Source organism: Armatimonadia bacterium (genome assembly GCA_039679385.1).
Classification (GTDB): Bacteria; Armatimonadota; Zipacnadia; order Zipacnadales; family JABUFB01; genus JAJFTQ01.
Window position 1 is genome coordinate 1 of the sequence record JBDKVB010000005.1, and the last position, 24572, is coordinate 24572.

Sequence of the window (24572 nt, forward strand, 5' to 3'; positions counted from 1 at the left end):
AGCTTCTACGCCGTGGGATTCTGTGGGCTGCGCGGCGCGAGGACGCGATCTGACGCCGCCGACCGTCGGTCCGGTGAGTCCCAGGCTGCCAACGGGATGCGCTGACCACCCATCAGCGCTCTGGGCGCGTGGTGCCTTTGCCGTCGTCGTTGCCGTTCCCCCTCGCCACTGCGTGGAGAGGGGGACAAAGGGGGTGAGGTGCCTTTGCCTTTCCCCTTCGCCCAAAGCGGCGCGTCGTTGCTCTGCTCGTGGAGAGGGGGCTGCCGAAGGCAGGGGGTGAGGTGCCGTTCGAGGGCCGCCACGGCCAGAACCTCGGCCTCTTGCAGACGGTCTGCGCAAAAGGGCATAATGCAGCCATGCTGCCTGCCAAAGAGACTTCTACTGCGACCGCAGTCCTGCACTCACACTCACCCGGGGAAACGCGCGACCTTGCCGCACGCCTGGCTGCATACCTGAAGGTCGGCGATGTGGTGGCTCTCTCGGGGTCGCTCGGGGCAGGGAAGACCTGTTTCGTCCAGGGCCTCGCGCGGGGTCTGGGTATCGAAGGCTACGTCACGAGCCCGACCTTCATTCTCATGCGCCACCATCCCGGTAACCCGTCCCTGTGCCATGCGGACGCCTACCGGCTTGAATCGCCCGAGGAACTTGAGGACCTGGGCCTTGAGGATGTCCTGGCCGGTGCCGTCCTGGCGCTCGAGTGGGCCGAGGGTGTGGCCGATGCACTCCCCGCTGAGCGTCTTGAGGTCCACATCACCTCCGACGGGGAGTCGACCCGCACCTTACACATCGAGGGCCGTGGCGACCGTTTTTCGGCAGTAGTCCGGGAGGCCTTTGCGTGAAGATACTTGCCCTGGAGACCTCGGGAGAGCCCGCAAGCGTGGCCCTCCTGGAGGGCGACCGACTACTCGCCCAGCGGACCTTCCCGAGCCGGATGGCGCTCTGCCGCACCTTGCCCGGGCATATCGGCGAGGCACTGTCCGACGCCGGCTTGTCCTCACTGGACAAAGTGGACGCGCTGGCCGTCTCGCTGGGCCCCGGCTCCTTCACTAGCCTTCGAGTGGGCGTGGCGCTGGCCAAGGCCGCAGCCCATGCACTACATCGCCCGCTGGTCGGCGTCCCGACCCATGACGTGCTGGCCCTGGGCGTCCTGCGAGCGATGGGGGAGAGCCTGGCGCCGGACTCCATGATTTGTGTGGTCCAGAGCGCGCGCAGGGAGGACGTCTACACCACCGGCTACACCGTCCAGGGGGCTTCCGTGACGCCCCTTGGTCCCTGCGAGGTCTGCGGCCTCCAGCAGGTCCTTGACCGGCTCCAGGCGAAACAGACACCGGTTGTCCTGGTGGGCGACGGCGTCGTCCTCCACCGTGACAAGCTGCTTGCCCACAATCCCGGGGGACACGTGACTCTCGGCTCCGACGACCTGCATGCTCCACGGGCCGAGTTTGTGGCGGCGCTCGCACAGCCTCAACTCGCAGCCGCCGACCCCTCGGCCGCTTTCGGTCTCCGCCCGATCTACGTGCTTGCTTCACAGGCTGAGCGCTCCCAGGGCATCGACCTGGGCCTCAGCTAGCCCATACCGCAGGGAAGGGTGAGCCAGATGAAGCCGGTGCTCCCACTGACGGTGCCGCTGCTGATGGTCGTGCTGAGCACAGTAAGCTGCTCTGCCCAGGACTGGACCGCCAAGCAGGCGCTGGCCGTAGACCCGACGACGCAGGTCCAGCTTCTGCCGAACGGTGACCTGGAGCGAGTGCAGGAGAAGACCTTCGAGGGATGGCGGCCCTGGCAGATTGGCTACGAGGTGGACGATCAAGTCAAGCACGGCGGCCGCTACAGCGCCAAGTGCACCTCGGCCTCCAACGACGAGCAGCGTGGCATGACCTACGTCCTCACGCTCAACCAGAAGACGCCTGCGCCGATCATGGCCGAGCTCTGGAGTAAGGCCGAGCAGGTCACCGGCGGCCAGGACAGCAACTACTCCCTCTACCTGGACCTGGAGTACATGGACGGCACCCCTCTGTGGGGGCAGGTCTCACCCTTCAAGCCCGGAACTCACGACTGGCAGAAGCGCACGGTAGTCGTGACGCCCGCCAAGCCCATCAAGTCCGTCTCCGTGCATGGCATCTTCCGCGGTCGCACCGGCACCGCCTGGTTTGACGACTTCCGCTTCTGGGAGGTCAGGGTGCCCGGCGGCGTGCAGCAGTTCGACAGCGTGACCATCGCCTCCAGTCAGCCACCCACCGGCCCAGGCACTCCGGGAATCCCGGTGCGCCTGTTCTGCCGTGACGTGGCGGCCAAGTCCAGCTTCCTTGGCCCAGAGCAGACCTGGAGCGCCCCGGTGGACGGTGTCTCGACCTTCTCCCACACGATCGAGGCGCTCAAGCTCTCCCTCGCCGCAACCTGGAAGTCGATCGGTCGCGACGCCTATCGTCTCGACCTGACGGTGAAGGACCTCAGCGGCGCTGACCGGGCTCTGACCGTCTACTGCAGCGTACCCGTCGACGCCGTGCTCTGGACCTGGTACGACGATCAGCGCACCCCCAAACCGATCGAGGAAGGTGGCAAGTACTCGAACTACACCTCCGTCCGCGCCGGTGCCAACGGCATGGCTTCGCGCTGGCCGATTGCCTGCGTTGCCGGTCGAACCGAGGCGATGGTCATCGGCGCTCCCCTCGATGTCCCGCGTCTGTGCCGGTTCTCCTATGACGCCGGTTCGCGCGAGCTGTTCGCGGCAGTCGATCTGGGCCTCTCGGCTGCTGTCCGGCGGTACCCTTCGCAGGCATCCATGAGCCTCGTCGTCTACCGCAGCGATCCGCGGTGGGGGTTCCGGTCGGCCCTGCAGCGCTACTACGAGCTCTTCCCTGACTGCTTCACCAAGCGGAACACCAAAGAGGGCATCTGGATGCCCTTCACCGATATCGCCAAGGTCGAGGGCTTCCAGGACTTCGGCTTCCAGTTCCATGAGGGCAACAACAACGTCGCCTTCGACGAGAAGAACGGCATCGACAGCTTCGTCTACGTGGAGCCCGCGAGTCACTGGCTGTCCATGCCCAAGGATATGGAGCGCACCAACGACCGGGCCATCGCGTACCTGAAGGAGAAGGCCTCCAAGGGCGATCTGCAGTCCCAGGCGACCCTTAGCTCGGCCCTGGAGGATCCCGAGGGTGCCTGGTACGGCGGCACCATCACCGCGCCCTGGTGTGACGGAGCACTGTACTACAACAACCCGAGCCCCTTCGTGAAGGGGCTGGACCCGGCAAGTGTCACGCAGTTTGACGTCCGCTGGCGGAGCATCGACGGGGCCTTCAAAGCGGCGGAGAAGCTGCCCGAGAAGGCAGTCCTCGACGGTACCTATGTTGACTCCTTCGAGATGGCGGCGACGCAGCTCAACTACCGACCGAGTCACCTTGCGGAGACCGGCACGCCACTGGTCTACGACACCGACGGCCGCCTGTGCCAGATGGAGATCTTCAACAGCCTCGACTTCGCCGCCGAGCTTGCTCACCGGATGTGGGGAGCGGGGAAGATGACCTTCGCCAACTCCACGCCGGCCAACTTCCCCTGGGGTGGAGCGTGGTTTGACGTGATGGGCACTGAGACGAACTGGTGCCCGGGAGGCAAGTACACGCCGAACGCCGACGCAACGATGAACTACCGCCGGGGCATCTGCTACCAGCGACCGTATCTTCTCCTCATGAACACGGTCTTTGACGACATGAAGCCGGAGTGGATCGAGCTGTACATGAAGCGCTGCGTGGCCTACGCCATCTTCCCGGGCTTCTTCAGCCACAACGCTTCGAGCGATGTGTACTTCAGCCGGCCGCTGCTGTACAACCGCGATCGGTCGCTGTTCCTCAAGTACGTCCCGGTGATCAAGACCCTGAGCGCCGCGGGCTGGCAGCCGATCACCTGGGCGTGGCCGAAGGAGGCGAAGGTGTACCTCGAGCGGTACGGCGATGGCGCCGGTCCTGTGTACCTAACGGTGTTCAACGATTCCCCTCAGGCGGTGACAACGGAACTGAGCATCGACCTCGCGGCCCTGGGAAGGCCGCTGCAGGCAGCAAGCGTCCGCGAACTGTTCTCGGGCAGCGACCTCGCTTACGACGTCAGCGGGAAGTACGCTCGACTGCCAATCAGCCTCGGCCCAGAGGATGTTAAGGTTCTGTTATTGGGCCGATAGGGAACTTGCGGGTGCTGCGCCTTTGTTGTAGCCTTCCGCTCGTTGTGTATGCTCGACCAAGCTTTGCTGCGGGGTCCTGTCTGGTCTTCCGCGGCCGTAGATACCGATGGGAAGCCAGAAGCGAATGACCAACAGCACAACGTGTTGCCGTACTGCCACCACAGGCGACCAGCCCTCCACCACAGCCCCCGGATTCCTGACCCGTTGGGGTTGGCTGGCGGTCGTGCTGGTCGGTCTGGCCATGTACTTCGTGGGGATCTGGAGCTACCACTTCCTCGACCCCGACGAGGGGCGCTATGCCGAGATTCCGCGCGAGATGCTGGAGAGCGGCGATTTCGTCACCCCGCGCCTCAATTACGTAAAATACTTCGAGAAACCGCCATTGATGTACTGGATCACGGCAGGCGCCTTCGCTCTTGCCGGGGAGAAGGAGTGGGCAGGCCGTGCGGTGCCGGCTACTGCGGGGTTCCTGACGCTGCTTCTGGTTATGGGGCTGGGCCGCCGCATGTGGGGGAAACGCGGCGGCGTGATCTCCGGTTGGGTCTACCTCACCAGCGTTCTCCCGCTGGTGATGGCGCGCCTACTGATCATTGATGGGTTGTTCGGTCTCTGTTTGTCCGCCTGCTGGGCCTCGTGGTGGCTGGGAACAGACACGGAAGAGGCCGTCCCCAAGCGACGTTGGTACCTGGCAGCCTGGGCCTGCCTTGCTCTGGCAACCCTGGCCAAGGGTCCAACAGCGATCGCGATGAGCGTGGGCGTGGTTCTGGTATACTGTGGCCTGCGCCGTGACTTCCGTCCCTTGCGCGAGATGGCCTGGGCCTCGGGGCTGCTGCTCTTCGCAGTGATCGCCTTGCCCTGGCATGTGCTGGTCAGCCTGGCGAACCCGGAGTTCCCTTACTACTACATCGTAGTGCAGCATCTGCTCCGCGCTGCCGGCCAGGAGCATATCAAACCGGCGTGGTACTTCTTCGTCATCACGCCCCTGGGGATGTGGGGCTGGGCGCTCATCGCCCTGCCTGTGTTCTGGGCCGCCTTGCGGAAGTCCCTGACCCTGTGGCGCCGCCCTGTGACGACCGAAGCACAGGACGCCGACACACAGCGAACCGACCGCGAGCACTCGGCCGTGACCTTCCTGGTCGTCTGGGCGCTGGGGGTCGTCGTCTTCTTCAGCCTGAGCCGGTGCAAGCTGGTGCCCTACATGCAGCCGGCGTACCCGGCCCTGGCCCTGCTAATCGGTTGGTACCTGACACGTGGTGTCAGGGCCGTAACAGCAGTAAGGGTCGCTGCAGCGGTGACCGGACTGATGTTCTTGTGCCTGGGAATAGCCGCACCCTTCCTGGCCGCCGACCAGGATGTCGTACCGGCAGCCAGCTTCATGCCTCTTGCATACGGGCTTGCCGCGGGCATGGTGATCAGCGCCCTTGCGCTCTTTGTCAGCTCCTTCCGGGGCCGGTGGCTGACCTTCACGCCCGGTCTGGTACTTGCGCTGATAGTGCCTTTCCTGGTCGCCAACATCCCGCTCTTTGCCCAGTACAAGCGCGTCGGTGCTATACTTGACGGGATGCCGCAACCCATGCCCGCCGATGTGCGGATCGCCGAGTGGAACAGCTACGACCAGAGTCTGAGCTTCTACCTGCACCGCCGCGTCGCCCTGATCGGCACACGGGACGAGCTGAAGTTCGGCAGCGAGATCGGCGACAACCGAGAGTACTTCCTGGAGGGCCCTGAAGACCTCCCGGCCCTGTCCAGCAAGGGGCCCTTGCTGCTGCTTGTGATACCGCGCGACTGGAGCACCGCCAGAACCTGGGAGGAGTTCCAGGTGGCGGCCGCCAACAGCAGCAACATCATGCTCGGGAACCGGGCCTTCTTCGAGCGCACCAAACTGCGGCCCTGGCCGCACGAAGCCGTCACCAAGTCGCCGCTGCTCTTGATGCCGCAGCCGCAGGGCAGCGCTACTACACCTCTACCTGCACGATAGGGAGATGCTCCTTCGTGGGTGAATCACCAAAGCAGCCGCTACGAGACGAGGTCCTGCCCTTCAGCCGCCCGCGCATTGGGGATGAGGAGGTTGACGAGGTCGTAGCGGCCCTGCGTTCGGGCTGGCTGACCACCGGGCCACGAGTCGATGCCTTCGAAGCCGCCCTGGGCGAGTACTTCGGAGCGGGCACCGAGGTCGTCTCGGTAAACTCCGGAACGGCGGCTTTGCATCTCGCCAATCTGGCCACCGGCATCGGCCCCGGCGACGAGGTCCTTACGACCCCGCTCACCTGGGCCGCGACCTCGAACATGCTGCTCCTCGTGGGCGCCAAGCCCGTGTTCGTCGACATCGATCGTGACACCCTGAACATGGATGTCGCTCTGCTGGAGGCCGCGATCACCGAGCGCACGAAGGCGATTCTGCCCGTGCACTTCGCCGGCCTGTGCTGCGACATGGTCCCCATGATGCAAGTGGCGCGCGACCACAACCTCTTCATCATCGAGGACGCGGCACACTGCTTCGGGTCGACCTGCCCCGCGGGAGTTGCCGGGATGATCGGCCGGGCAGGCTGTCTGAGCTTCCATCCCAGCAAGCCCATCACCACCGGCGAGGGCGGCGCGCTCCTCACCCGTGACCCGGAGGTGGCGGAACGTGCCCGACTGCTGCGCTTCCACGGCGTGACCCGTGGCGCACGAGCACGGATGTCGGGCACGGCTGAGTATGAGGTGGAGGCGGTCGGGTTCAAGTACAACATGCTCGACATGCAGGCCGCGATCGGGCTTCACCAGATCAAGCGTGCCGCCCAGACGCGCCAACGACGCTCGGAACTTGCCGCCCTCTACCGCAGTCTGATGGCAGACCTGGACGGGGACGTGCTGTTCCTCCCGGCGAATCCACCGGCTGACTGGCAACATTCCTGGCACTTGTATGTCATAAGACTGAACCTCGATCGTGTAACGCTGGACCGGCCGGCTTTCCGGCAGGCCTTGCGCGACCGTAACATCGCCACAGGTCTGCACTACCGCAGCCTGCACGTCGAGCCGCTCTACCAGCGCGAGCTCGGATGCAAGACCGAGGACTACCCCAACGCAGCCTGGGCTTCCGACCGCGTTGTGAGTCTGCCGCTGTTCGCTGACATGACCGACGAAGATGCCGTGTATGTCGCCAACGCAGTTCGTGAGGTGCTCGATGGGAACCGCCGCTGACCGGCCTGCAATCACGCTCCTGGTGCCGGTCTACAACGAAGAGGACGCGCTCCCCAGCTTCTTTGAGGCCCTGGAGGCTGCTGCGTCCGGGCTACCCAAGCCGCTGGAGTACGTCTTCGTCAACGACGGCAGCATGGACCGATCCTTGTCCATGCTCCACGAGTTCCGCAGCGCGCAGGCAACCGTCAAGGTGGTCGAGCTGACCGGAAACTTCGGCCAGCACGCCGCGATCATGGCAGGCTTCCAGGAGGCACAGGGGGAGATCGTCGTCACCCTGGATGCCGACTTGCAGAACCCGCCTTCCGAGATACACAAGCTCGTCGACAAGGTCCGCGAGGGCTACGACGTGGTGGCCGGCTGGCGTGTGAACCGCCAGGATCCACTGACGCGACGTACTGCCTCCTGGATGATGAACAAGGTCGTGGGCACCACCACCGGGCATCACCTGCACGACTACGGCTGCATGCTCCGAGCCTACTCGCGGCAGGTCGTGGACTGCGTCAACCAGTGCCCGGAGCGGCACCTGTACGTTCCGGTACTGGCCAACTCCTTCGCACGTAGGGTCACCGAAGTCGGCGTCGAGCACTCTGAGCGCGAGATGGGGCAGACCAAGTACTCCTGGGGCAAGCTGTGGCGACTGAACTTCGACCTGGTCACCGGCATCAGCACTCTGCCGCTGCACTGGGTGAGCTTCGGGGGCCTGGTGATCTCCCTGTTCGGCCTGACCTTCGGCATCTTCCTTCTGGTCCGCCGCTTCATAGTGGGCGCCGAGGTCGAGGGCGTGTTCACCCTCTTCGGGCTGCTGTTCTTCCTGGTCGGCGTTCAGATCTTCGCCATAGGGCTGATCGGCGAGTATCTCACCAGGATCTACGATCAGGTCCGTGGTCGGCCGCGCTATCTGGTGCGAGAGGTCACGACTTCTGATCCCCAGACGTCCTAGTGGGGCTGGGCGTCTGTCGCACTCCCTTTGGGTTCACAGCCTGGCAGTACCTGCACATGGAGCGTGCCACTCGTGAGGATCGCCTGCCTGACCTACCAGCTCATCGGCCATGCCGCACTCAGCTACCTGCTGGAAGAGACGGAGGACGAGGTCGTCGGCGTCTTCACCCACGAGGATAGCCCGGGGGAGGAGATCTGGTGGCCGTCGGTGGCCGAGTTGGCTGCCGGTCACGGGGTCGAGGTGCTCACTCCCGAGAACCTCAATGCACCCGAGTGGGTAGAGCGTCTGCGGCAGATGAAGCCGGACATCATCGTGAGCGCCTGGTACCGCAACCTGGTGAAGCAGCCGATTCTGGACATCCCGCCCCTCGGGGCGTACAACCTGCACGGTTCGCTGTTGCCGCTCTACCGGGGACGCGCCCCTGTGAACTGGGTTTTGGTCAACGGTGAGCAGGAGACTGGGATGACCCTGCACCAGATGACGGTGCGGGCCGATGCCGGCGACATCGTGGGGCAGGCAGTAGTCCCGGTTGAGCTGGATGACACCGCGGCGACGCTTTACGAGCGCCTGGCAGCAACCGGCAAGGACGTTCTGCGAGCCGCCTGGCCCCTGCTCCGAGAGGGGAAGGCGCCACGGCGGGTGCAGGACGTGGCGAAGGCGACCTACGTGGGCCGTCGCACGCCCGCCGACGGAGAGTTCGCTTGGGACTGGCCGGCACGGCAGATCCACAATCTGGTCCGAGCAGTAACGCACCCGTACCCGGGCGCCTTTGTAGAGGGGCCCAGGGGTCGCGTGTTTGTCTGGCAGTCGCATCCGGTGCCGGGTCTGCTGTTTCCGAACCCGCCGGCTCCCGGGTCGGTCTGTCGTTGGTCACCCGCGGGTCTGGAGGTCGCAACCAGCGAGGGTAACCTGCTGGTCACCCGCCTCCAGAGGCAGGGGGAGGAAGAGCTGGACGCAGAGGCGTACGTACAGCGGTACGGCGTCGAGGTCGGAGACATTATCTAGGCTACGACACGAGCAGCATCGGAGGAGAACCAATGAAAGTTCTGGTTACGGGCGGTGCGGGGTTCTTGGGTTCGCATCTTTGCGACAAGTTCCTGGCCAGGGGCGATCAGGTCATCTGCATGGACCTCGGCTCCATCCACAAGGTCCAGCACAACTTCAGCAACCCGCGCTTCACTTACGTTCATGACACGATCCTCAACGAGCCGATGGTCGATTCCCTGGTGGCGCAGGCCGACGTCGTCTACCACATGGCTGCAGTTGTGGGCGTCGAGCACTACGTCGCCGACCCCTACAATGTGCTGAACGTCAATGTGAACGGCACCCAGGTCATCCTCCGCTCGGCCTACAAACATGGCAAGAAGCTCGTCTTCACCAGCACCAGCGAAGTCTATGGCCGAAACCCCAAGGTGCCCTGGTCCGAGGACGACGACCGTGTTCTGGGCTCGACCCGCATCGACCGCTGGTGCTACTCGACCTCCAAGGCGGTCGGCGAGCACTTCTGCTTCGCCTACCACAAGATGGGGCTGCCCGTCGTCGTGGTCCGCTACTTCAACGTCTATGGCCCGCGTCTGGACGCTCTCGACCGCGGCCGCGTAGTGACGATCTTCCTGGGACAGGCCCTGCGGAATCGTCCTGTGACCGTCGTCGGCGACGGGCTCCAGACGCGCTGCTTCACTTACATCGATGACGCCATGCATGCCACCCTTGAGGCCGGGCTTCGCGACGAAGCAGTCGGCGAGATCATCAACATCGGTTCCGACGTTGAGTGGAACATGAAGACGCTGGCCGAGATGGTCGTCCGCCTGTCCGGCTCACAGTCGGAAATCGTGTACGTTCCGCAGGAGCAGATCTACGGCAAGAGCTATGAGGACGTGCCCCGGCGCATCCCCGACGTCCGCAAGATGCGGGAGATGCTGGGCATCACCGCCGAGACGCCCCTCGAGGAGGGCCTGAAGGCCACCGTCAAGTACTTCAAGGATCAGCTTGCCTCCGGTGGCGAGTAGCGCTCCGGCCTGAACCTGGCCCACAACCGAACGGAATCCACCATGAGCCTCTCCGCAAAGACCGTCTGCTTGAAGGTGGATGTGGACACCCTCGAGGGCTACCTCGAGGGTGTCCCGCGTCTACTGGACATCATGGAGCGCGTCGGAGTGCCGGCGACCTACTGTGTTGCCATGGGTCCCGATCGCTCCGGCCTCGCCGTGCGTCGCGTGCTGATTCGCCGCGGGTTCCTCGGCAAGATGCTCCGCACCCGTGGAGCCATCAAGTACGGCATGAAGACCATGCTGTACGGTACGCTCCTACCCGCTCCCCGGATTGCAGCCCACAAACCTGAGCTGCTGCAGCGGATTGCCGACGCCGGCCATGAGGTCATCCCGCATGGCTGGGACCATATCAACTGGCATGACTTCCTGCTCAAGTGGCGGCCGGAGAAGGTCCAGGAGCAGCTTGCCCTGGCCTGCGAGGAGTGGGAGCGCTACCTACCGGGCAAGTGCGAGGCTTTCGCTTCTCCCGGTTGGCAAGCGAATGAGACCAGTGTGCTTGCGCAGGAGGCACGAGGCCTGCGATACGCTGCCGATACGCGCGGTGCGACGCCCTTCTTCCCGTTGGTCGAAGGGCGTCGCGCGAAGGTACTGCAGATCCCCACCACACTGCCGACCCTGGACGAGCTGATTGGGCTACCCGAGGTTCCCCTCGACGAGGAGGGCATGCTGAAGCATGTTCAGGGCCTGTTCGCGACTCCTCCGGCCCTGAGTGGCGAGGCCGGCCTTCGCGCAGAGGAGTGGTCCGGGCTGCACATCTTCACCCTCCACACCGAGGTTGAGGGACGGACCTGGGCCACGTGGTTTGAGCGGTTGCTGCGCTCTCTGCAGGAGGACGGCTGCGAGTTTGTGACTCTCGGTGCCCTGGCCGACCGCATGTGTCAGTCGGGAGCAGCTCGCACGGCGTCCCTTCATCAGGGAACGCTCCCCGGCCGGGGTGGGACTGTGTCCTGCCAGGCAATGGGGGAGTAGACAGCGGGCAGTTCGGGGCTAGTGTGGCGCGCACCGCCGGTGCGTGCCTTGATACGTGCAGGGACCAGGTGCTATAATGCCAGCCTAAAATCCAAAGTCAAAGGGCGGCGTAACAATGTCCGGACATTCGAAATGGGCCAACCGCGTCCACCGAAAGACGCGGCAGGATGCCAAGCGCAGCAATCTATTCAGCAAGTTGTCCCGGGAGATCATCGTAGCGGCGAAGGAAGGCGGAGGAAGCCCGGACACCAACATCCGACTGCGCTATGCAATCGATGCGGCCCGTGCCGAGTCCATGCCAAATGACAACATTGACAACGCCATCAAGCGAGGGATGGGTGAACTCGAGGGCGTTGTCTACGAGCCCGTAACCTACGAGTGCCATGGCCCGGCAGGCGTCGCGATCATGATCACCTGCCTCACCGACAACCGGCAGCGCACCGTCGCCGAGTTGCGCAACCTTCTCAGGAAGCGCGACGGCGCCCTGGGCGAGCCGGGCTCTGTGGCCTGGGCTTTCGAGACGAAGGGCGCCATCATCGTGCGCCGCGACGTCACCGATGAGGACACGCTCTTCATGGCCGCCGCCGACGCCGGCGCTGAGGATGTTCTGACCGATGACCCCGAGGTGTTCGAGGTCCGCACGCCGCCGAACGTCTTCGCGCAGGTTCTGGACGCCGTCAAGGAAGCGGGCATCGAGTACCAGCGCGCTGAGCTGACCATGATCCCCACCTCCACGACGCCGGTTCCCGACGAGCAGGCGCCCAAGCTGTTCGCACTCCTTGAGGAGATTGAAGACCACGACGACGTGCAGAAGGTCTTCGCGAACTTCGAGGTCTCCGACGAGGTCATGGAGAAACTGGCAGCGGAGTAGGTCTTCTGCCTGCAGGACCGGCACAGGAACGGGATCCCTCGGGGGAGGCCCGTTCTTTTGTGATGGGACCTAGTGAGGCGCCCTGTCCCCGAGGCAGAGCGCATCGAGCAAGGAGTTAGCAATGGTTGACCTCACCACGGATTTCTGCGGCATCAAGCTCCGCAACCCGATCGTTGCGGCCCCGGCCGGTATCACGGAGAGCGCCGACCGCCTCAAGCGCTGCGATGATGCGGGCTGTGGCGCCGCAGTCATCAAGAGCTACTTCCAGTATGAGCCTGCACGTCACTCCCCGAGCCCGCGGTTCCGGGTGCTTCGCCACCAGATGGGACGGCACCGGACCTTCGCCCTGTACTCCTACGAGCAGGCGAACGTCTACGGGCTGGACGAGTTTGGCGAGCAGATCCGCACCGCCACCGAGCAGTGCGAGATGCCCATCTTCTCCAGCATCAACTGCAACACTCCGGACCGCTGGGAGGAGAGCGCACGGGTGTCGGAGCAAGCCGGTGCCAAAGCCATTGAGCTGAACGTGTCATGCCCTCACGGCACCCACATCATGGCCCACTGCGCGATGCTCGACACCATGGTTGAAGCGGTCGAGGCGGCCAAGAGGGGTGCCCCGAACACCCCGATCATCCCTAAGGTGACCGGACAACTGGACAACCCCGGCGGCGTCGTCCGTGGCATTGCTGAGAGGGGCGCCGACGGAGTGGTGATGTTCAACCGCTTCACCGGGCTAGATATCGACCTGGAGAGCGAGACGCCGGTGATGCACGGCGGCTACGCAGGGCATGGTGGCCCCTTCGCCATCCACTACGTACTGCGGTGGATCTCCGAGACCTACCCGGGGCTGCCGGTCCCGATCGCGGGCAGCGGAGGAGTCACCAACGGGGGAGACGTGGCCAAGTACATCCTCGCCGGGGCGACGACCGTCCAGGTGTGCACGGCGATCGTGATGGAAGGCTACGAGGTAGTGGGCAAGATCCTGGGTGGGTTCACGGAATGGATGGAGCGGAAAGGCCACAGCGACCTTGCTGCAATCCGAGGAAGCGTGTGCGGCAAGATCAAGGGCAATGATGACGTGCAGCGCGAACAGGTCTGTGCCGCCCAGATTGACGCCGAGAAGTGCGTGAACTGCGGGCTGTGCGGCCGAGTGTGCATCTACGGAGCGGCCAGGCCGGCCGGGAAGGTCCATACGGTCGCGCGGGAGACCTGCGTGGGCTGCGGGCTGTGCGCAGAGCTGTGCCCTGCCTCGGCCATTGCGATGACTGAACTCGCAGAGCCTCGGGGGTTTACCCTTGGGGTGAAGTAGCGGGACGCGTGTGGTCAACTGAGGACTGAGACGAGGGGCGCGGCGATATGCCGCGCCCCTTTTCGTGTCTGGAGGAGGGCCACCCTGAGCGCGTGGCCCGGGTCCTGAGGGTCATCGTTTCCCGAGCACCTCGGCTACGGCCTCAAGCAAGGCGTTGCGGCTCACAGGCTTGTCGAGGAAGCGGGCGGCTCCGAGTTCCACCAGTTCCCTGGCGGTGCCGCTGTCGTTCATCCCCGTCATGATGATGACTGGGGGAGGTGCCGCGAGCTTCCCGGCTTCTGCGAGGATCTCACGCCCTCCGCCACCGGGCAGCAGGAGGTCGGAGAGCACCAGGTCGAAGCGGGCGCTCTGGAGCTTCGCCACGGCCTCGGCGGTGGTCATCGCCATCGTCACATTGTGGCCCTCGTGGGCCAGGATGGCGCCGAACAGCACGACCAAGTCTTCGTCATCCTCAGCCAGCAGGATTGCCCGCGACGGCTGCGAGGGGTGCTCAACCTTACCGCCCGGTTGCGCCTGCGACTCTGGGGCTTCGGCCGACGACGACCGAGCCTTGTAGGCCGGGAAGCAGAGGCTGAAGGTGGTGCCGCTCCCCAGGCTGCTTCGCACCTCCATCGTACCGGCGTGGGCAGCAACGATGCGCTGCGACACAGAGAGCCCCAGGCCGGTGCCTCCACGCTGGCCCTGCGCGGGGTCTCCCTTGGTAGTGAAGAAGGGCTCGAAGATCCGTGCCAGATTGTCCGGTGCGATGCCGCAGCCGGTGTCGGCCACCGTCACGCAGACCCAGTCTGAGCCGCCCTTCCGCAGTGGCTCCGTTCCAACGGTCAGCGTGCCTTCAGCCTTGGCTCTCCCGTTGGTGCACATGGCGTCGCAGGCGTTGATGATCAGGTTCAGGAAGACCTGTCCCAGTTGCCCACCATCTGCGCAGATGCGCTCGCCCTCCGTCTGATAGGTCCGACGGACGATGACGTTGGTCTTGTGGAGGCGACCGGCGGCGAGGGAGATCGCAGCCTCCATGACCTGCTCTACGTAGATGGGCTCCTGGGAGGGCTCACTCGGTTTGCCGAAGGCCAGCAGGCTTCGGCAGACCTCTGCTCCGTGAGCACAGGCGCGGGTGATGAACTCCGGCAGGTCGCCGGCAGAGGTGTCGGCGGCGAGGTCTGCCTTTGCCATCATGCCGGCCAGCAGGTTGTTGAACTCGTGCGCTACGCCGGCAGCAACCTGGCCAAGCGTCGCCAGTCGGTGGGTTTCCTCCGCTCGCTTGAGGTCGGTCACGTCGTGCATGGAGGTCACGACCTGTACAACCTGGCCGTTCTCAAACACAGGGGCTTTGGTCGTCTCGAGGGTCAGGACGCTGTCTCCCAGGTGCACGGATTCCACAGTGGTCTGCTTCCTACCGGTGACGAGCAACTCCTCGTAGCTGTTCACCATCTCCGATGGGAAGTCGGGGAAGGCAACCGAGACTGGCAGCCCGGTCACATCTTCTGGTCTGCCGGCCCGGCGAAGCGCCTCGCGCAGGCTCCGGTTGGCCACGAGGACCTTGAGGTCGCCGTCTACGACGAACATCCACGCCTGCACGGCGTCAAGGGCCGTCCGGTACAGCGCCTCGGAGCGTCGCAAGGCGTTCTCAGACCGCTTGAGCGCGGTGATGTTGCGGCTGATCGTGGCCACGCCGGCGATGCTGCCGTCTGGGCCATGGACGGGGCTGCGGTTATCAGAAAACCACTCTTCCTCGCCCTGCCAGGTGACGCTGGTCTCGAAGGTCATGGTCCGGCCGGTCTCGACGACCTGGCGCAGCTGCCGGAGCATCTCCTCGGACTGTTCCGGTGGGAAGAAGGCACCGATCTCCGTCCCCGCCACTGCATCGCGCGGGACTCCGTACCGGGACGGCCCGTTATAGTAGACTATCTGTCCCTCTGCGTCGCTGAGGAGCACGATGTCATCGGTGCTTTCCAGCACTACCCGCAAGCGTTCCTCGCTCTGCTGAAGCTCGCCCTCGGCACGCTTGAGGTCGGAGACGTCGCGAGACACCCCCACGACAGAGGTTGCCGTCCCCGACGCATCCTTGACCGGCACCAGGCAAGTGTCCAACCAAAGCTCGCAGTCGCCGACGGTCACCGGGCTTGTCACTCGGTACATCTCACCCGTCTGGCGCACGCGTTCAAGAGACGCGTTCTGATGCTCGTAGGCCTCCGCGGGGAAGAGATCGGAAGGCATCCTGCCGACGATCTCGGCGAGGGAGAGGCCGAGGAGGCCTCTCGCATGGCGATTGGCGTACTCGATACGGTTGTTCCTGTCCAGGGCGAAGACGAAGTCGGGTGACGCCTCAACCATCACCTGGAACCGCCGAGTGATCTCCCGGGGTACGCACAGCAGGTTCCCCTCGCCATCGATGGTGAGGGCCGTCACTGTTGCCCCGAGCCTGTATCCCTCCCAGGACAGGGGCGCGACGCGGATCAGCCCGCCACAACCGCCTGAGAGTTGCGTCTGTAGGTTGGCGGGGGCCTCCCACGCTCTCCCTTGGCGGCAGGCTACCACGACGGCGTCGATCACTGCCGGGTCTTCGCCTGCGACCACCGGCAGCACGTCTCGCACCGGCTGCCCCAGGCACTCGGAAGTGGCGTTGGGTAGCACGCGCTCAAGATATGGGCTTACGAACATAACCGTGCCTTCGGGATCTACAGCCAGTGCAGCATCCCGTACCTGTCTGGACACGGACTTGAAAGCGCTGATCAGATCCATAGCTATGGAACTCCGAGTTGACATCGTTCTCCATCGACTGGTCCTTAACGGAAGCCGACTATACTACTCCCGCGAGGCGAGGGCAACCTCTGCTGCGATCCCTGGAGGGCCAGAGCGGGCAATCGGCCTCACCAGTTCAACCCTCGAAACTGAACCTGTCGTCGAAGCGTGCCTGACAGTAGCCTGATAGTGCATCCTGAGGCGCTTGCCGAAGCAACTCAGCAAGGTCTTCGGGCAGGTCGAGGTCCAACTGTAGCCCGGGACGCCTGACGACTTCGACACACAGGTCGTGCCCGAGGGCCTGGTCTCGATGGGTGTGGAAGCTACCTGGACCGACGGCCTCCCCGAAGGCATAGGGGAACACTTCGGGCTCGTTCACAAGCAACGCATTCGTCCCTCGCTCCCGTCCATCCGGCGCCAGGACCAGGTCAGCGCAGCGGTTCCAGGCCTCCACCAGCGCCTCCAGGTCCTCGACGGTGACCAGCGGCAGGTCGGAAGAGACGAACAGCATGGCGCTGCGCCCGGCGATCCTCGGGTCACGAGCGGCCGCCATCACATCACGCCGCATTCCCGCTTCGCCACCCGCAATCAGGGTCGCGCCATACTCGCCGGCCAGCGGTTCCAGTTCGGGTGGCGCACACAGGAGCCGCTGCGTCACCCCCTGGAGTTCATAGCATACCCCAAGGACGTGGCGCAGCATCATCAGCGACAGCGCTTGCCGTGCCTCACGCGACAGGACGGACCGCAGTCGCGTCTTGGTGCGCTGCAAGCTCTTGTGGGGCACCAGAACCACGAGTTCCGCCCGCTGTCCCAGTCTCATCGCCGACAGATTCCCCGCTGACCGCACCTCGTCCTGCCCGGGTCTCTCCGCTTGCGACGGTTCAGGGCCTGTGCGGCCTTCGCTGTGCTATACTGGGCGCCATGCCTGAAGTGCAGATTCGTGAGTGCCAGACTTACGAGCGTCCCCTTGTGTCGCAGGCGGTGCGCTCGTGCTTTGACGCTCTGGCGTCAGCGTCCCAGTTGCTCCGTCGCGGGGCCCGGGTGCTCGTGAAGCCCAACGTGATCAATGCACGACCGCCAGAGCGTGCGGTATGCACCCATCCTGAGGTCGTCCGAGCAGTGGCCGAGATTGCCCTGGAGGCCGGCTGTGAGGTGCTGGTCGCCGATGAGCCGGGCTACGCGCTCACCGGGGTGCCGGAGTTGGTCTTCCAGTCCTCCGGGATCGCCCAGGGATGCGAGGGCCTGCCGGTGGAGTTCGACATGCTCAAGCGGGGCGGCTACCGCACAGTGACGGTCCCGCACCCGCTGCAGCTCGAGACCGTCTCCATTGCCCGGCGAGCCCTCGACGCCGACGTGGTCATCAACCTCGCCAAGTGCAAGACCCATCCCCAGACGCTGCTGACGGGTGCGGTCAAGAACATGTTCGGCACCGTGGCCCCGCGGGAGCGCATCCAGGTCCACACCCTGGGGACCTTCAAGGCCCTGGGCGAGGCCCTGGCTGACACCTTCTCGGGCTGCGTACCCCACCTCAACGTCATGGACGCCGTGATCGGCATGGAGGGCAAGGGCCCAAGCCATGGCGTACCGCGTCCCCTGGGGCTGATCTGTGCCTCTGAAGACGCCGTGGCCCTCGATGCGGTGATGGAACACATCACAGGTTTCGCACCGGGTGAGGTGCGTACCACGACCGCCGCAGCCGAGAAGGGCCTCGGGGAAGCTGACCTCTCCCGCATCCAGGTTCGGGGCGCTGACCTGGCCTCGCTGCGGCACCCTCTGAAGCGAGCGCCCGGCGGGATTCGTCACGGCTTCCCAGGCTGGATGGGTCACCTCATCCGCGACATGATCTGGGTGCGTCCGCTGGTCGACCCGAAGGTCTGCATCCGCTGCGGAGCCTGCGCCGGTATCTGTCCGGCCCATGCGGTGACCGTGGAGGACTTCGCGGTGATCGACTACCACAAGTGTCTCGAGTGCTTCTGCTGCCAGGAGGTGTGCCCGGTCGGGGCTATCGATACCCGTCGCAGTTGGCTGGCCAGGCGGATCATCGGGCGGCCCGCAGATCGCCACTGAGACAGCTCCTCGCCCAAGGGTCCCTGGTTCTTGTGGGGCTGTCCTGGATGCGCTAAAATGTGCGCCACGATGTCGTTCTGACGAACGGGAAAGGGGGCGATACGCGACGTGACGACTCGCGTAGCCCACCCTGGTAAGCTCTTCGTCGTGGAGGGGATTGATGGGTCCGGCAAGAGCACGCAGATCTCGCTCTTGTACAAGTGGCTCATCGCCCAGAAGTACTCGGTGTTTTTCTCCGAATGGAACTCGTCGGCGCTGGTGAAACGCACCACTTCGCGTGGCAAGCGCAAGCGCCTGCTGACACCCACAACCTTCAGCCTCATCCATGCGACAGACTTCGCCGACCGCACCGAGCAGAACATCTTGCCGCCGCTGAAGGCGGGCGCGGTCGTCCTGGCCGACCGCTACATCTACACGGCCTTCGCGCGAGACGTTGCGCGTGGCTGTCATCCCGAGTGGGTCCGCGAGCTGTATTCCTTTGCCGTCCAGCCGACCATCGCCTTCTACTTCCGCGTGCCCCTGGAGGTGGCGCTGCAGCGAATCCTCTCGGGACGACCGGAGCTGAAGTGGTATGAGGCCGGTCTGGACCTGGGGCTGGCCGATGACCCCTACGAGAGCTTCCGGCTTTTCCAGGCGCGCATCCTCGAGCAGTACGAGAGCATGGTACCGGAGTTCGGCCTGCATGTGATCGATGCGACCTTGCCGATCGCCCAGCAGCAGGAGCAGGTGCGAGAGGCCGTGAAGCCGTATCTCGAGGCAGTGCTGATGCAGCCGGATACGGGCCAGAGGGTCGAGGCTTCTGTGGTGGGAGGTGAGCACTGATGGCGCCGCTTCGAAGCTACTGGCACCCGCTTCCGGGTGCTCCAACCGAGGATGTACCGGGCAAGCTGATCGTGCTGGAAGGCACTGACGGCGTCGGCCGCAGCACCCAGATCGAGATGCTCAAGCGGTGGCTGGAGAGCCTGGGCCTGGCGGTCTTCGATACGGGTCTGACGCGGTCCAACCTGGCCGGTCGAGACCTCCAGAGCGCCAAAGAGGGCCACACGATGGGTGCGGTGACCCAGGCGTTGTACTACGCCACCGACTTCGCCGACCGTCTCGAGAACGAGATGGTCCCGGCCCTGCGGGCAGGCTACATCGTACTCACCGACCGCTACATCTACTCTCTGATCGCGCGAGCGGTAGTGCGGGGCGCGGATCCTGCGTGGATGAAGCATGTCTACGGGCTCGCGGTCGTTCCCGACCTGGTCCTGTACCTACAGGCCGATCTGCCGACACTTGTGCCGCGGGTTCTGGCCCGGGGAGGCTTCGACTACTGGGAATCCGGCGCGGACTACATCCATGCAGAGAGCCGCTACGACTGCTTCGTCCAGCACCAGCAGGCGCTCCTGAAGGCCTTTGAAACGATGTCCGAGCAGTACGGCTTTGTGGTGGTGGATGCGAACCGACCAGTGCGGGTTGTCTTCCAGGACCTGCGGGCGCATATCGTCCGGCTAGTGGAGGGAATGACCCCGCCCGAATCGGGGCTTGAGGGGATCCCGGAGGACATTCCGACTCCGCGTCCGCTGGAGACTGAGCGGTCCTCGCGCAGCATCGCCGACATCATTGCCGACCTTCTCGGTGCGCTGAAGGACGAATGAGCCGACTGCTCCTGTAGCCAGGGATGGGGCGCTTTCGAGAACTGACCGCGGGCTGAGGGCCGGCGGTCAGTCGGTTCTACGGCTGACCATCTCCCCGCGAGCGGCGAAGCGAAGGAGCAGAGTGCTGATGCGGCAAGGCAAGGTGTTGTGGTACACGTGTCCCCGGGGGAAGCTTGCTGAGGCCCGAAGCCGCTGCACGGTTCGGCAGGTCCTGGCAGCCTGCGTACTCTCGCTCGTGACGGGCGCAGTCACAACCTGTGCCGCGACGCCGGACTGGGTCCGGTTCGGTGACGAGGTCAGCGAGCAGGCGCACCAAGTCGTCGCGCCGAGCACGAGGGTTGACAAGGGCGGCCTGGAGCAGCCCTGCCGTCGGATTGCCGCGGGCGGCTCCCTCACTTTCCAGCTGCGCTGCGACCCAGCCGAGCAGAACTATCTCACGGTGAAGCTGTGGGGCTCGGACACCCAGGTAGCAACGCTCTTCGTCTTCGACGGCGACAAGCGTCTCGGCGCCTACGGCGACGCTTGGCCGGAGCTTGACCTCGGAACCGGCGAAGCCGCCTTCCCCGGTCGTTTCTACTACGCCACCTACACCCTTCCCCGCGACATGACGCAGGGGAAGGACCACGTCACGGTCAAGATCGGCGCCGTCGGCAGCCTCAGCCCCTATGCGCCGAACCCCGCGGACCGTGAGCGACCCCAGACGGGCCTCACCCGGGGTATCTACCGTGCCTACTGTCATGTTGACCCCTGGTTTGAGCCGGGCGCCGAGGAGACACAGGGCGTACCTCCGATCGTCCTGCACAGGCTGATTCCGGCCGGTTCACCCGACCTGCCGGCATATCAACAGCAGGTCGATGGGGCGGTCACGGCGATGCTGCGGTGGCAGCTCTACGGCGCGGAGTGGGATGCCCTGGTTGCCCGTGGCGATGCGCCGGGATCGATCACCGGGGCCATGCTGCGTCCGGTCCGCCTGGAGAAGAAGACCGAGCAGCAGTGGAAGGATCTGGCCGCGTCGCGGGGCGGTGACGGCAACGCGGTCGCCATGAACGCGCTGACGGTCTACGCTGCTGCCTACGGGGCGCCGTGGTCTCGGTACTATCACGACGCGAGCCTCCTGGAACGCATCGCCAAAGGGTTGGACTACGCGTGCAGGGCCCAGAGCAGCATCGGCGGGTTCGTTGCGAAGGCCTGGGTCGGTGGCCCTGAGCGCAAGTTGGCCGGAAGCTGCCTGGAGGGCTTCGGCACCTCCGCCCTGGGACAGTGCCTGGTGCTGGTCGGGCCTGAGCTGGCTGCGGGCGGCTTTGTGGATAAGGCCTGCGACGACGACGGCGACCCTGGTAGTCCTGAGATCAGCCGACGACAGGCCTGGGCGCAGATGCTGGCCAAGCACCGCGACTTCCTTGCGGGTCCCTATGGCCGGGGGCACGCGACCAATCAGGACATGGCCCAGATGGGCGCGTTGTGGCTGGCCAACGAGGCAATCCGCTTCCTGGAGCCCGACAAGGCCTGGCCACGGGACAGGGCGCTCTCCTACGTCTACTCAGCGGCCGGGATCGCGAAGGACGTTCTCGGAGGCTACTGGGTGACCCGCAAGGGTCTGTGTCTGGAGCCCTGGGGAACGCTCGGGGGCGGCTACTGCGGAAACTATGGTGCGAACTGCGTGCGGGAGCTGTGCCGTCTGGCGGCGATGACCGGCGACGCGCAGGTGCGACAGAAGGCAGTGGACGCCGTCGGAGCCTTCGCGCCTTTCGTGTTCCCCTCGACCGACGACGCGGGCTTCGCCTGTATGCGCAAGGAAGACATTGTCAACACGCGGAACACCCACTGGCCCTGCGCCATCAACTACGGCGGCGATTGGATCGCGGCAGGGGCCTTCCATGATCCGGTGGCTCTGCGGTCGGTCCAGCTATACCTTGAGCACGGCAACCTGTTCGGCGTTCTACCGGAGTCCAACGCCCACTTCGCCGACTCGGTGACCCAGGCAGTGCTGACCATGGCGCAGCTTCAGGAGGCACTGAAGCAGCCTCTCAGTGCCTGCCGGTTCCCGATGGAGGAGGGGCTGCCCGACTTCGCGTGGGTCGATGAGCAGGCCGGCACTGCTGCGGTCAAGCACGGGGAGGCGCGGCTGTACCTGGCGTTGAACTGGCGCCGAGGCTTCCGTGACGGCAAGCGCGATCCGGAGCATGCCTGGGTGAACAACATCGCCCGCCTCCACTACACGACGCCTACGATCGACAGGATCGCAACGATTGCCATGGAAAGCCCCTACGGTTTCGGCAAGCTGTACCTGTGCAGCTATGGGCCCTACTGGGTCGCCATGAACCTGTCCGAGGATACCGGCTACACGGTGCGTCCGCCGAAGGGAGCTGCGACCCGGGCTGTTGATCTGATCTCCGCGCGCAGGTATGACCTCCCCGCAGAGATCACCGTGGCCCCCCGGTCCTCGGTAATGCTGTATACGGATCACTAAGGCAAGAAGCCAGGCCCCGGGCGGCACTCTCGCACCACAGAGCGGCCCGACCGAAGGTGGCACTGACCGCGCCACCCACTTCTTCAGATAGCTGTGAGGTGAACCTCGGAGTTGATTTCACGCAGCCCCAGGTCCAAGGGAGAAGGCCCCGCCGTCAGCACTCGTGCGCTGGTTCTCGGGGCCCTTCTCATTCCCGTCAACGTCTACTGGGTGATGACCGTCGAGGGGATCTGGCACACCGGCCATCCGACCGTTATGGCGCTGCCCTGGGGTGTCGTGTTCAACATCATCCTGCTATTGCTGGTGAACGTGGCGCTGAGGCGGCTGGCCCCGAAGTACGCCTTCACGCAGGCGGAGCTTGTCACCATCTACGCCATGGTCGCCGTTGCCTGCATGCTGGCCGGGCATGACACCTTGCAGCTTGGTGTCCCCGACCTGAGCCACGGCTGGTGGTTTGCGACGGAGGCGAACCGCTGGGGAGACCTGTTCCAAAAGGACCTGCCCCGGTTCGCCACGGTCAGCGACCCCAGAGTGCTCGAACCCTTCTACGACGGCCACACGACCTTGTACACCAGGGAGCGCGTACTGGCCTGGTATGGTCCGGTCCTGTGGTGGTGCGCCGTGGTGTTTGCGGTCGGCCTCGTGATGGTGGGCATCAACGTACTGCTCCGCAAGCAGTGGACCGAGCGCGAGAAGCTTGGTTTCCCGATCGTGCAGCTTCCGCTGGCGATGACGGCCGACGGCGGCAGCACACGGTTCTTCTCGAACCGCGCTCTCTGGGTCGGGATTGTCTGCGGTGCCCTCCTGGACCTGTGGAACGGCCTGCACTACTTCTTCCCGCAAATCCCACTGATCGATGTTCGGCACGACGGCACGCACTTCTTGGAGGCTCAGACCTGGGGCCGTCCGTGGAGCGCGATTGGTCGTACCGGCATTCCCCTGTACCCCTTCATGACCGCCCTGGGGTTCCTGATCCCCCTGGACCTGTGCTTTTCGATGTGGTTCTTCTTCCTCTTCCGCAAGCTGGAGCAGGTCGTGGCCGTCACCATGCCGATCCAGATGATGCCGAAGCTGCCCTACCTCGAGGCTCAGACCTACGGCGCCTGGTTCGTGCTGTTCGGGTATGCGATGTGGGTGGGACGACGCTACTTCGGGGAGCTTTGGCAGGGCATCCGCAGCGGTCGCGTCTCGGAGGCGAAGGACGTCGGCGACCCCATGAGCAACCGGGGCGCGCTGCTTGCCATCGTGGGCGGCCTGGCCTTCCTGATCTACTTCTGCCTGCGAATGGGAATGACGGCCGCTGCGGCGATTCCTTTCCTACTGTTCTGCTTCCTGATCCATACCGCGATGACCCGTGTGCGTGCTGAGCTGGGGCCACCTGCGCACGAGATCGCCGGGAACATCAACGCAAGCAACCTCGAGGTGATGGTGGCCGGCACGCGGGCACTGGGGACGCGGAACCTGGTGGCCTACCCGCTCTTCTACTGGCTCTCGGGGCGAGGCTACCGCACAACCCCCATGCCGGTCCAGCTTGAGGCCTTCAAGATGGCGGAGGCCTCCGGCGCCGAACCGTCACGACTGGCGGCCGGGATGGTGCTGGCCTTCCTCCTCGGCGGGCTGTTCAGCTACTGGTCCGCCATCCACCTGACCTACATCCACGGGACAACACCGCTGATCAACCACAACGCAGGCGCCTGGGCCCAGTTGGCGAGCTGGATCAACTACCCGCAGGAGCCCAACTGGCAGGGCATGGTCTTCATGGGAGCCGGAGGCGTCTTCACGGCCCTGCTGACCTGGATGCGAATCAACTTCGTCTGGTGGCCGCTGCATCCAGCCGGCTACGCCCTGGGAATGGTGTTTGGCGTGGAGTACTTCTGGAGCTGCCTTGTGATCGCGTGGGTGGTGAAGTGGGCGATCCTGCACTGGGCCGGCCACAAGGCCTATCAGCGGTTCACCCCGGTGGTCCACGGAATCATCATTGGTGAGTACGCCATCGGCGCCTTCTGGAGTGCGATGAGCGTGATCCTCCAGCGGCCTATGTACGACTTCTCACCAGGTTAGGGCAGGCTACTCGCACGCGTACCGGAGAGCCTGTGTGGGTCTGGGAAGGGCCAACCTGTCCGGGCGGGGAACAGGATGCAGTATCGTGAGCTTAC

18 protein-coding genes are annotated in these 24572 nt (G+C 64.8%); 16 read left to right on the forward strand and 2 right to left on the reverse strand.

All coding sequences use genetic code 11. The annotated features are described in order from the left end of the window. The first annotated feature begins 356 nt into the window (after nucleotides 1–356). The 11 genes from tsaE to ABFE16_00335 all read left to right on the forward strand — a co-directional run bounded on the left by tsaE (nucleotide 357) and on the right by ABFE16_00335 (nucleotide 13500). Nucleotides 357–839 (forward strand): tRNA (adenosine(37)-N6)-threonylcarbamoyltransferase complex ATPase subunit type 1 TsaE, encoded by a 483-nt coding sequence (gene tsaE, locus ABFE16_00285; GenBank protein MEN6343708.1) that lies wholly within the window; start codon nucleotides 357–359, stop codon nucleotides 837–839. Then, nucleotides 836–1570, forward strand: coding sequence for a tRNA (adenosine(37)-N6)-threonylcarbamoyltransferase complex dimerization subunit type 1 TsaB (gene tsaB, locus ABFE16_00290; protein ID MEN6343709.1), 735 nt, complete (start codon nucleotides 836–838; stop codon nucleotides 1568–1570). The genes tsaE and tsaB overlap by 4 nt, the downstream gene beginning before the upstream one ends. A 27-nt stretch (nucleotides 1571–1597) precedes the next feature. Beyond that, nucleotides 1598–4177: a hypothetical protein gene (locus ABFE16_00295; protein ID MEN6343710.1), complete on the forward strand. Its 2580-nt coding sequence runs from the start codon at nucleotides 1598–1600 to the stop codon at nucleotides 4175–4177. A gap of 124 nt (nucleotides 4178–4301) precedes the next feature. Next, nucleotides 4302–6155 carry a glycosyltransferase family 39 protein gene (locus ABFE16_00300; protein ID MEN6343711.1) on the forward strand — a complete coding sequence of 618 codons (1854 nt, stop codon included), beginning with the start codon at nucleotides 4302–4304 and terminating at the stop codon, nucleotides 6153–6155. 14 nt (nucleotides 6156–6169) lie between these two features. Then, nucleotides 6170–7360 carry a DegT/DnrJ/EryC1/StrS aminotransferase family protein gene (locus ABFE16_00305; GenBank protein MEN6343712.1) on the forward strand — a complete coding sequence of 397 codons (1191 nt, stop codon included), beginning with the start codon at nucleotides 6170–6172 and terminating at the stop codon, nucleotides 7358–7360. Beyond that, nucleotides 7344–8300, forward strand: a complete 957-nt coding sequence (locus ABFE16_00310; GenBank protein ID MEN6343713.1) for a glycosyltransferase — start codon at nucleotides 7344–7346, stop codon at nucleotides 8298–8300. The genes ABFE16_00305 and ABFE16_00310 overlap by 17 nt, the downstream gene beginning before the upstream one ends. A 72-nt stretch (nucleotides 8301–8372) precedes the next feature. Then, nucleotides 8373–9305, forward strand: coding sequence for a formyltransferase family protein (locus tag ABFE16_00315; GenBank protein ID MEN6343714.1), 933 nt, complete (start codon nucleotides 8373–8375; stop codon nucleotides 9303–9305). Between the two features lie 32 nt (nucleotides 9306–9337). Continuing rightward, complete coding sequence (locus tag ABFE16_00320; protein MEN6343715.1) at nucleotides 9338–10309, forward strand: NAD-dependent epimerase/dehydratase family protein; 972 nt, start codon at nucleotides 9338–9340, stop codon at nucleotides 10307–10309. Nucleotides 10310–10351: 42 nt separating this feature from the next. Further along, nucleotides 10352–11320 carry a polysaccharide deacetylase family protein gene (locus ABFE16_00325; protein MEN6343716.1) on the forward strand — a complete coding sequence of 323 codons (969 nt, stop codon included), beginning with the start codon at nucleotides 10352–10354 and terminating at the stop codon, nucleotides 11318–11320. A gap of 115 nt (nucleotides 11321–11435) precedes the next feature. Then, nucleotides 11436–12191 (forward strand): YebC/PmpR family DNA-binding transcriptional regulator, encoded by a 756-nt coding sequence (locus ABFE16_00330; GenBank protein ID MEN6343717.1) that lies wholly within the window; start codon nucleotides 11436–11438, stop codon nucleotides 12189–12191. A 121-nt stretch (nucleotides 12192–12312) separates the two neighbouring features. After that, nucleotides 12313–13500 carry a 4Fe-4S dicluster-binding protein gene (locus ABFE16_00335; protein ID MEN6343718.1) on the forward strand — a complete coding sequence of 396 codons (1188 nt, stop codon included), beginning with the start codon at nucleotides 12313–12315 and terminating at the stop codon, nucleotides 13498–13500. 111 nt (nucleotides 13501–13611) lie between these two features. On the opposite strand, the gene ABFE16_00340 is transcribed toward ABFE16_00335, so the two are convergent. Together ABFE16_00340 and cofC are read right to left on the reverse strand one after the other, a co-directional pair. Beyond that, a complete protein-coding gene (locus ABFE16_00340) occupies nucleotides 13612–16239 on the reverse strand; it encodes a PAS domain-containing protein (protein ID MEN6343719.1) in 2628 nt (875 codons plus the stop codon). A gap of 136 nt (nucleotides 16240–16375) precedes the next feature. Then, nucleotides 16376–17059 carry a 2-phospho-L-lactate guanylyltransferase gene (cofC, locus tag ABFE16_00345; GenBank protein ID MEN6343720.1) on the reverse strand — a complete coding sequence of 228 codons (684 nt, stop codon included), beginning with the start codon at nucleotides 17057–17059 and terminating at the stop codon, nucleotides 16376–16378. 101 nt (nucleotides 17060–17160) lie between these two features. Between cofC and ABFE16_00350 the strand changes: the two genes are divergently transcribed. From ABFE16_00350 to ABFE16_00370, 5 genes are all read left to right on the forward strand, one after another. After that, the gene (locus ABFE16_00350; GenBank protein MEN6343721.1) at nucleotides 17161–18306 is read left to right on the forward strand and encodes a DUF362 domain-containing protein; all 1146 of its coding nucleotides are present in this window, start codon (nucleotides 17161–17163) and stop codon (nucleotides 18304–18306) included. Between the two features lie 108 nt (nucleotides 18307–18414). Then, a complete protein-coding gene (locus ABFE16_00355; protein MEN6343722.1) occupies nucleotides 18415–19128 on the forward strand; it encodes a thymidylate kinase in 714 nt (237 codons plus the stop codon). After that, nucleotides 19128–19946, forward strand: coding sequence for a thymidylate kinase (locus ABFE16_00360; protein MEN6343723.1), 819 nt, complete (start codon nucleotides 19128–19130; stop codon nucleotides 19944–19946). The genes ABFE16_00355 and ABFE16_00360 overlap by 1 nt, the downstream gene beginning before the upstream one ends. A 127-nt stretch (nucleotides 19947–20073) precedes the next feature. Continuing rightward, nucleotides 20074–22416, forward strand: coding sequence for a hypothetical protein (locus ABFE16_00365; GenBank protein MEN6343724.1), 2343 nt, complete (start codon nucleotides 20074–20076; stop codon nucleotides 22414–22416). Nucleotides 22417–22527: 111 nt separating this feature from the next. Continuing rightward, complete coding sequence (locus tag ABFE16_00370; protein MEN6343725.1) at nucleotides 22528–24477, forward strand: DUF6785 family protein; 1950 nt, start codon at nucleotides 22528–22530, stop codon at nucleotides 24475–24477. Nucleotides 24478–24572 lie beyond the last annotated feature (95 nt).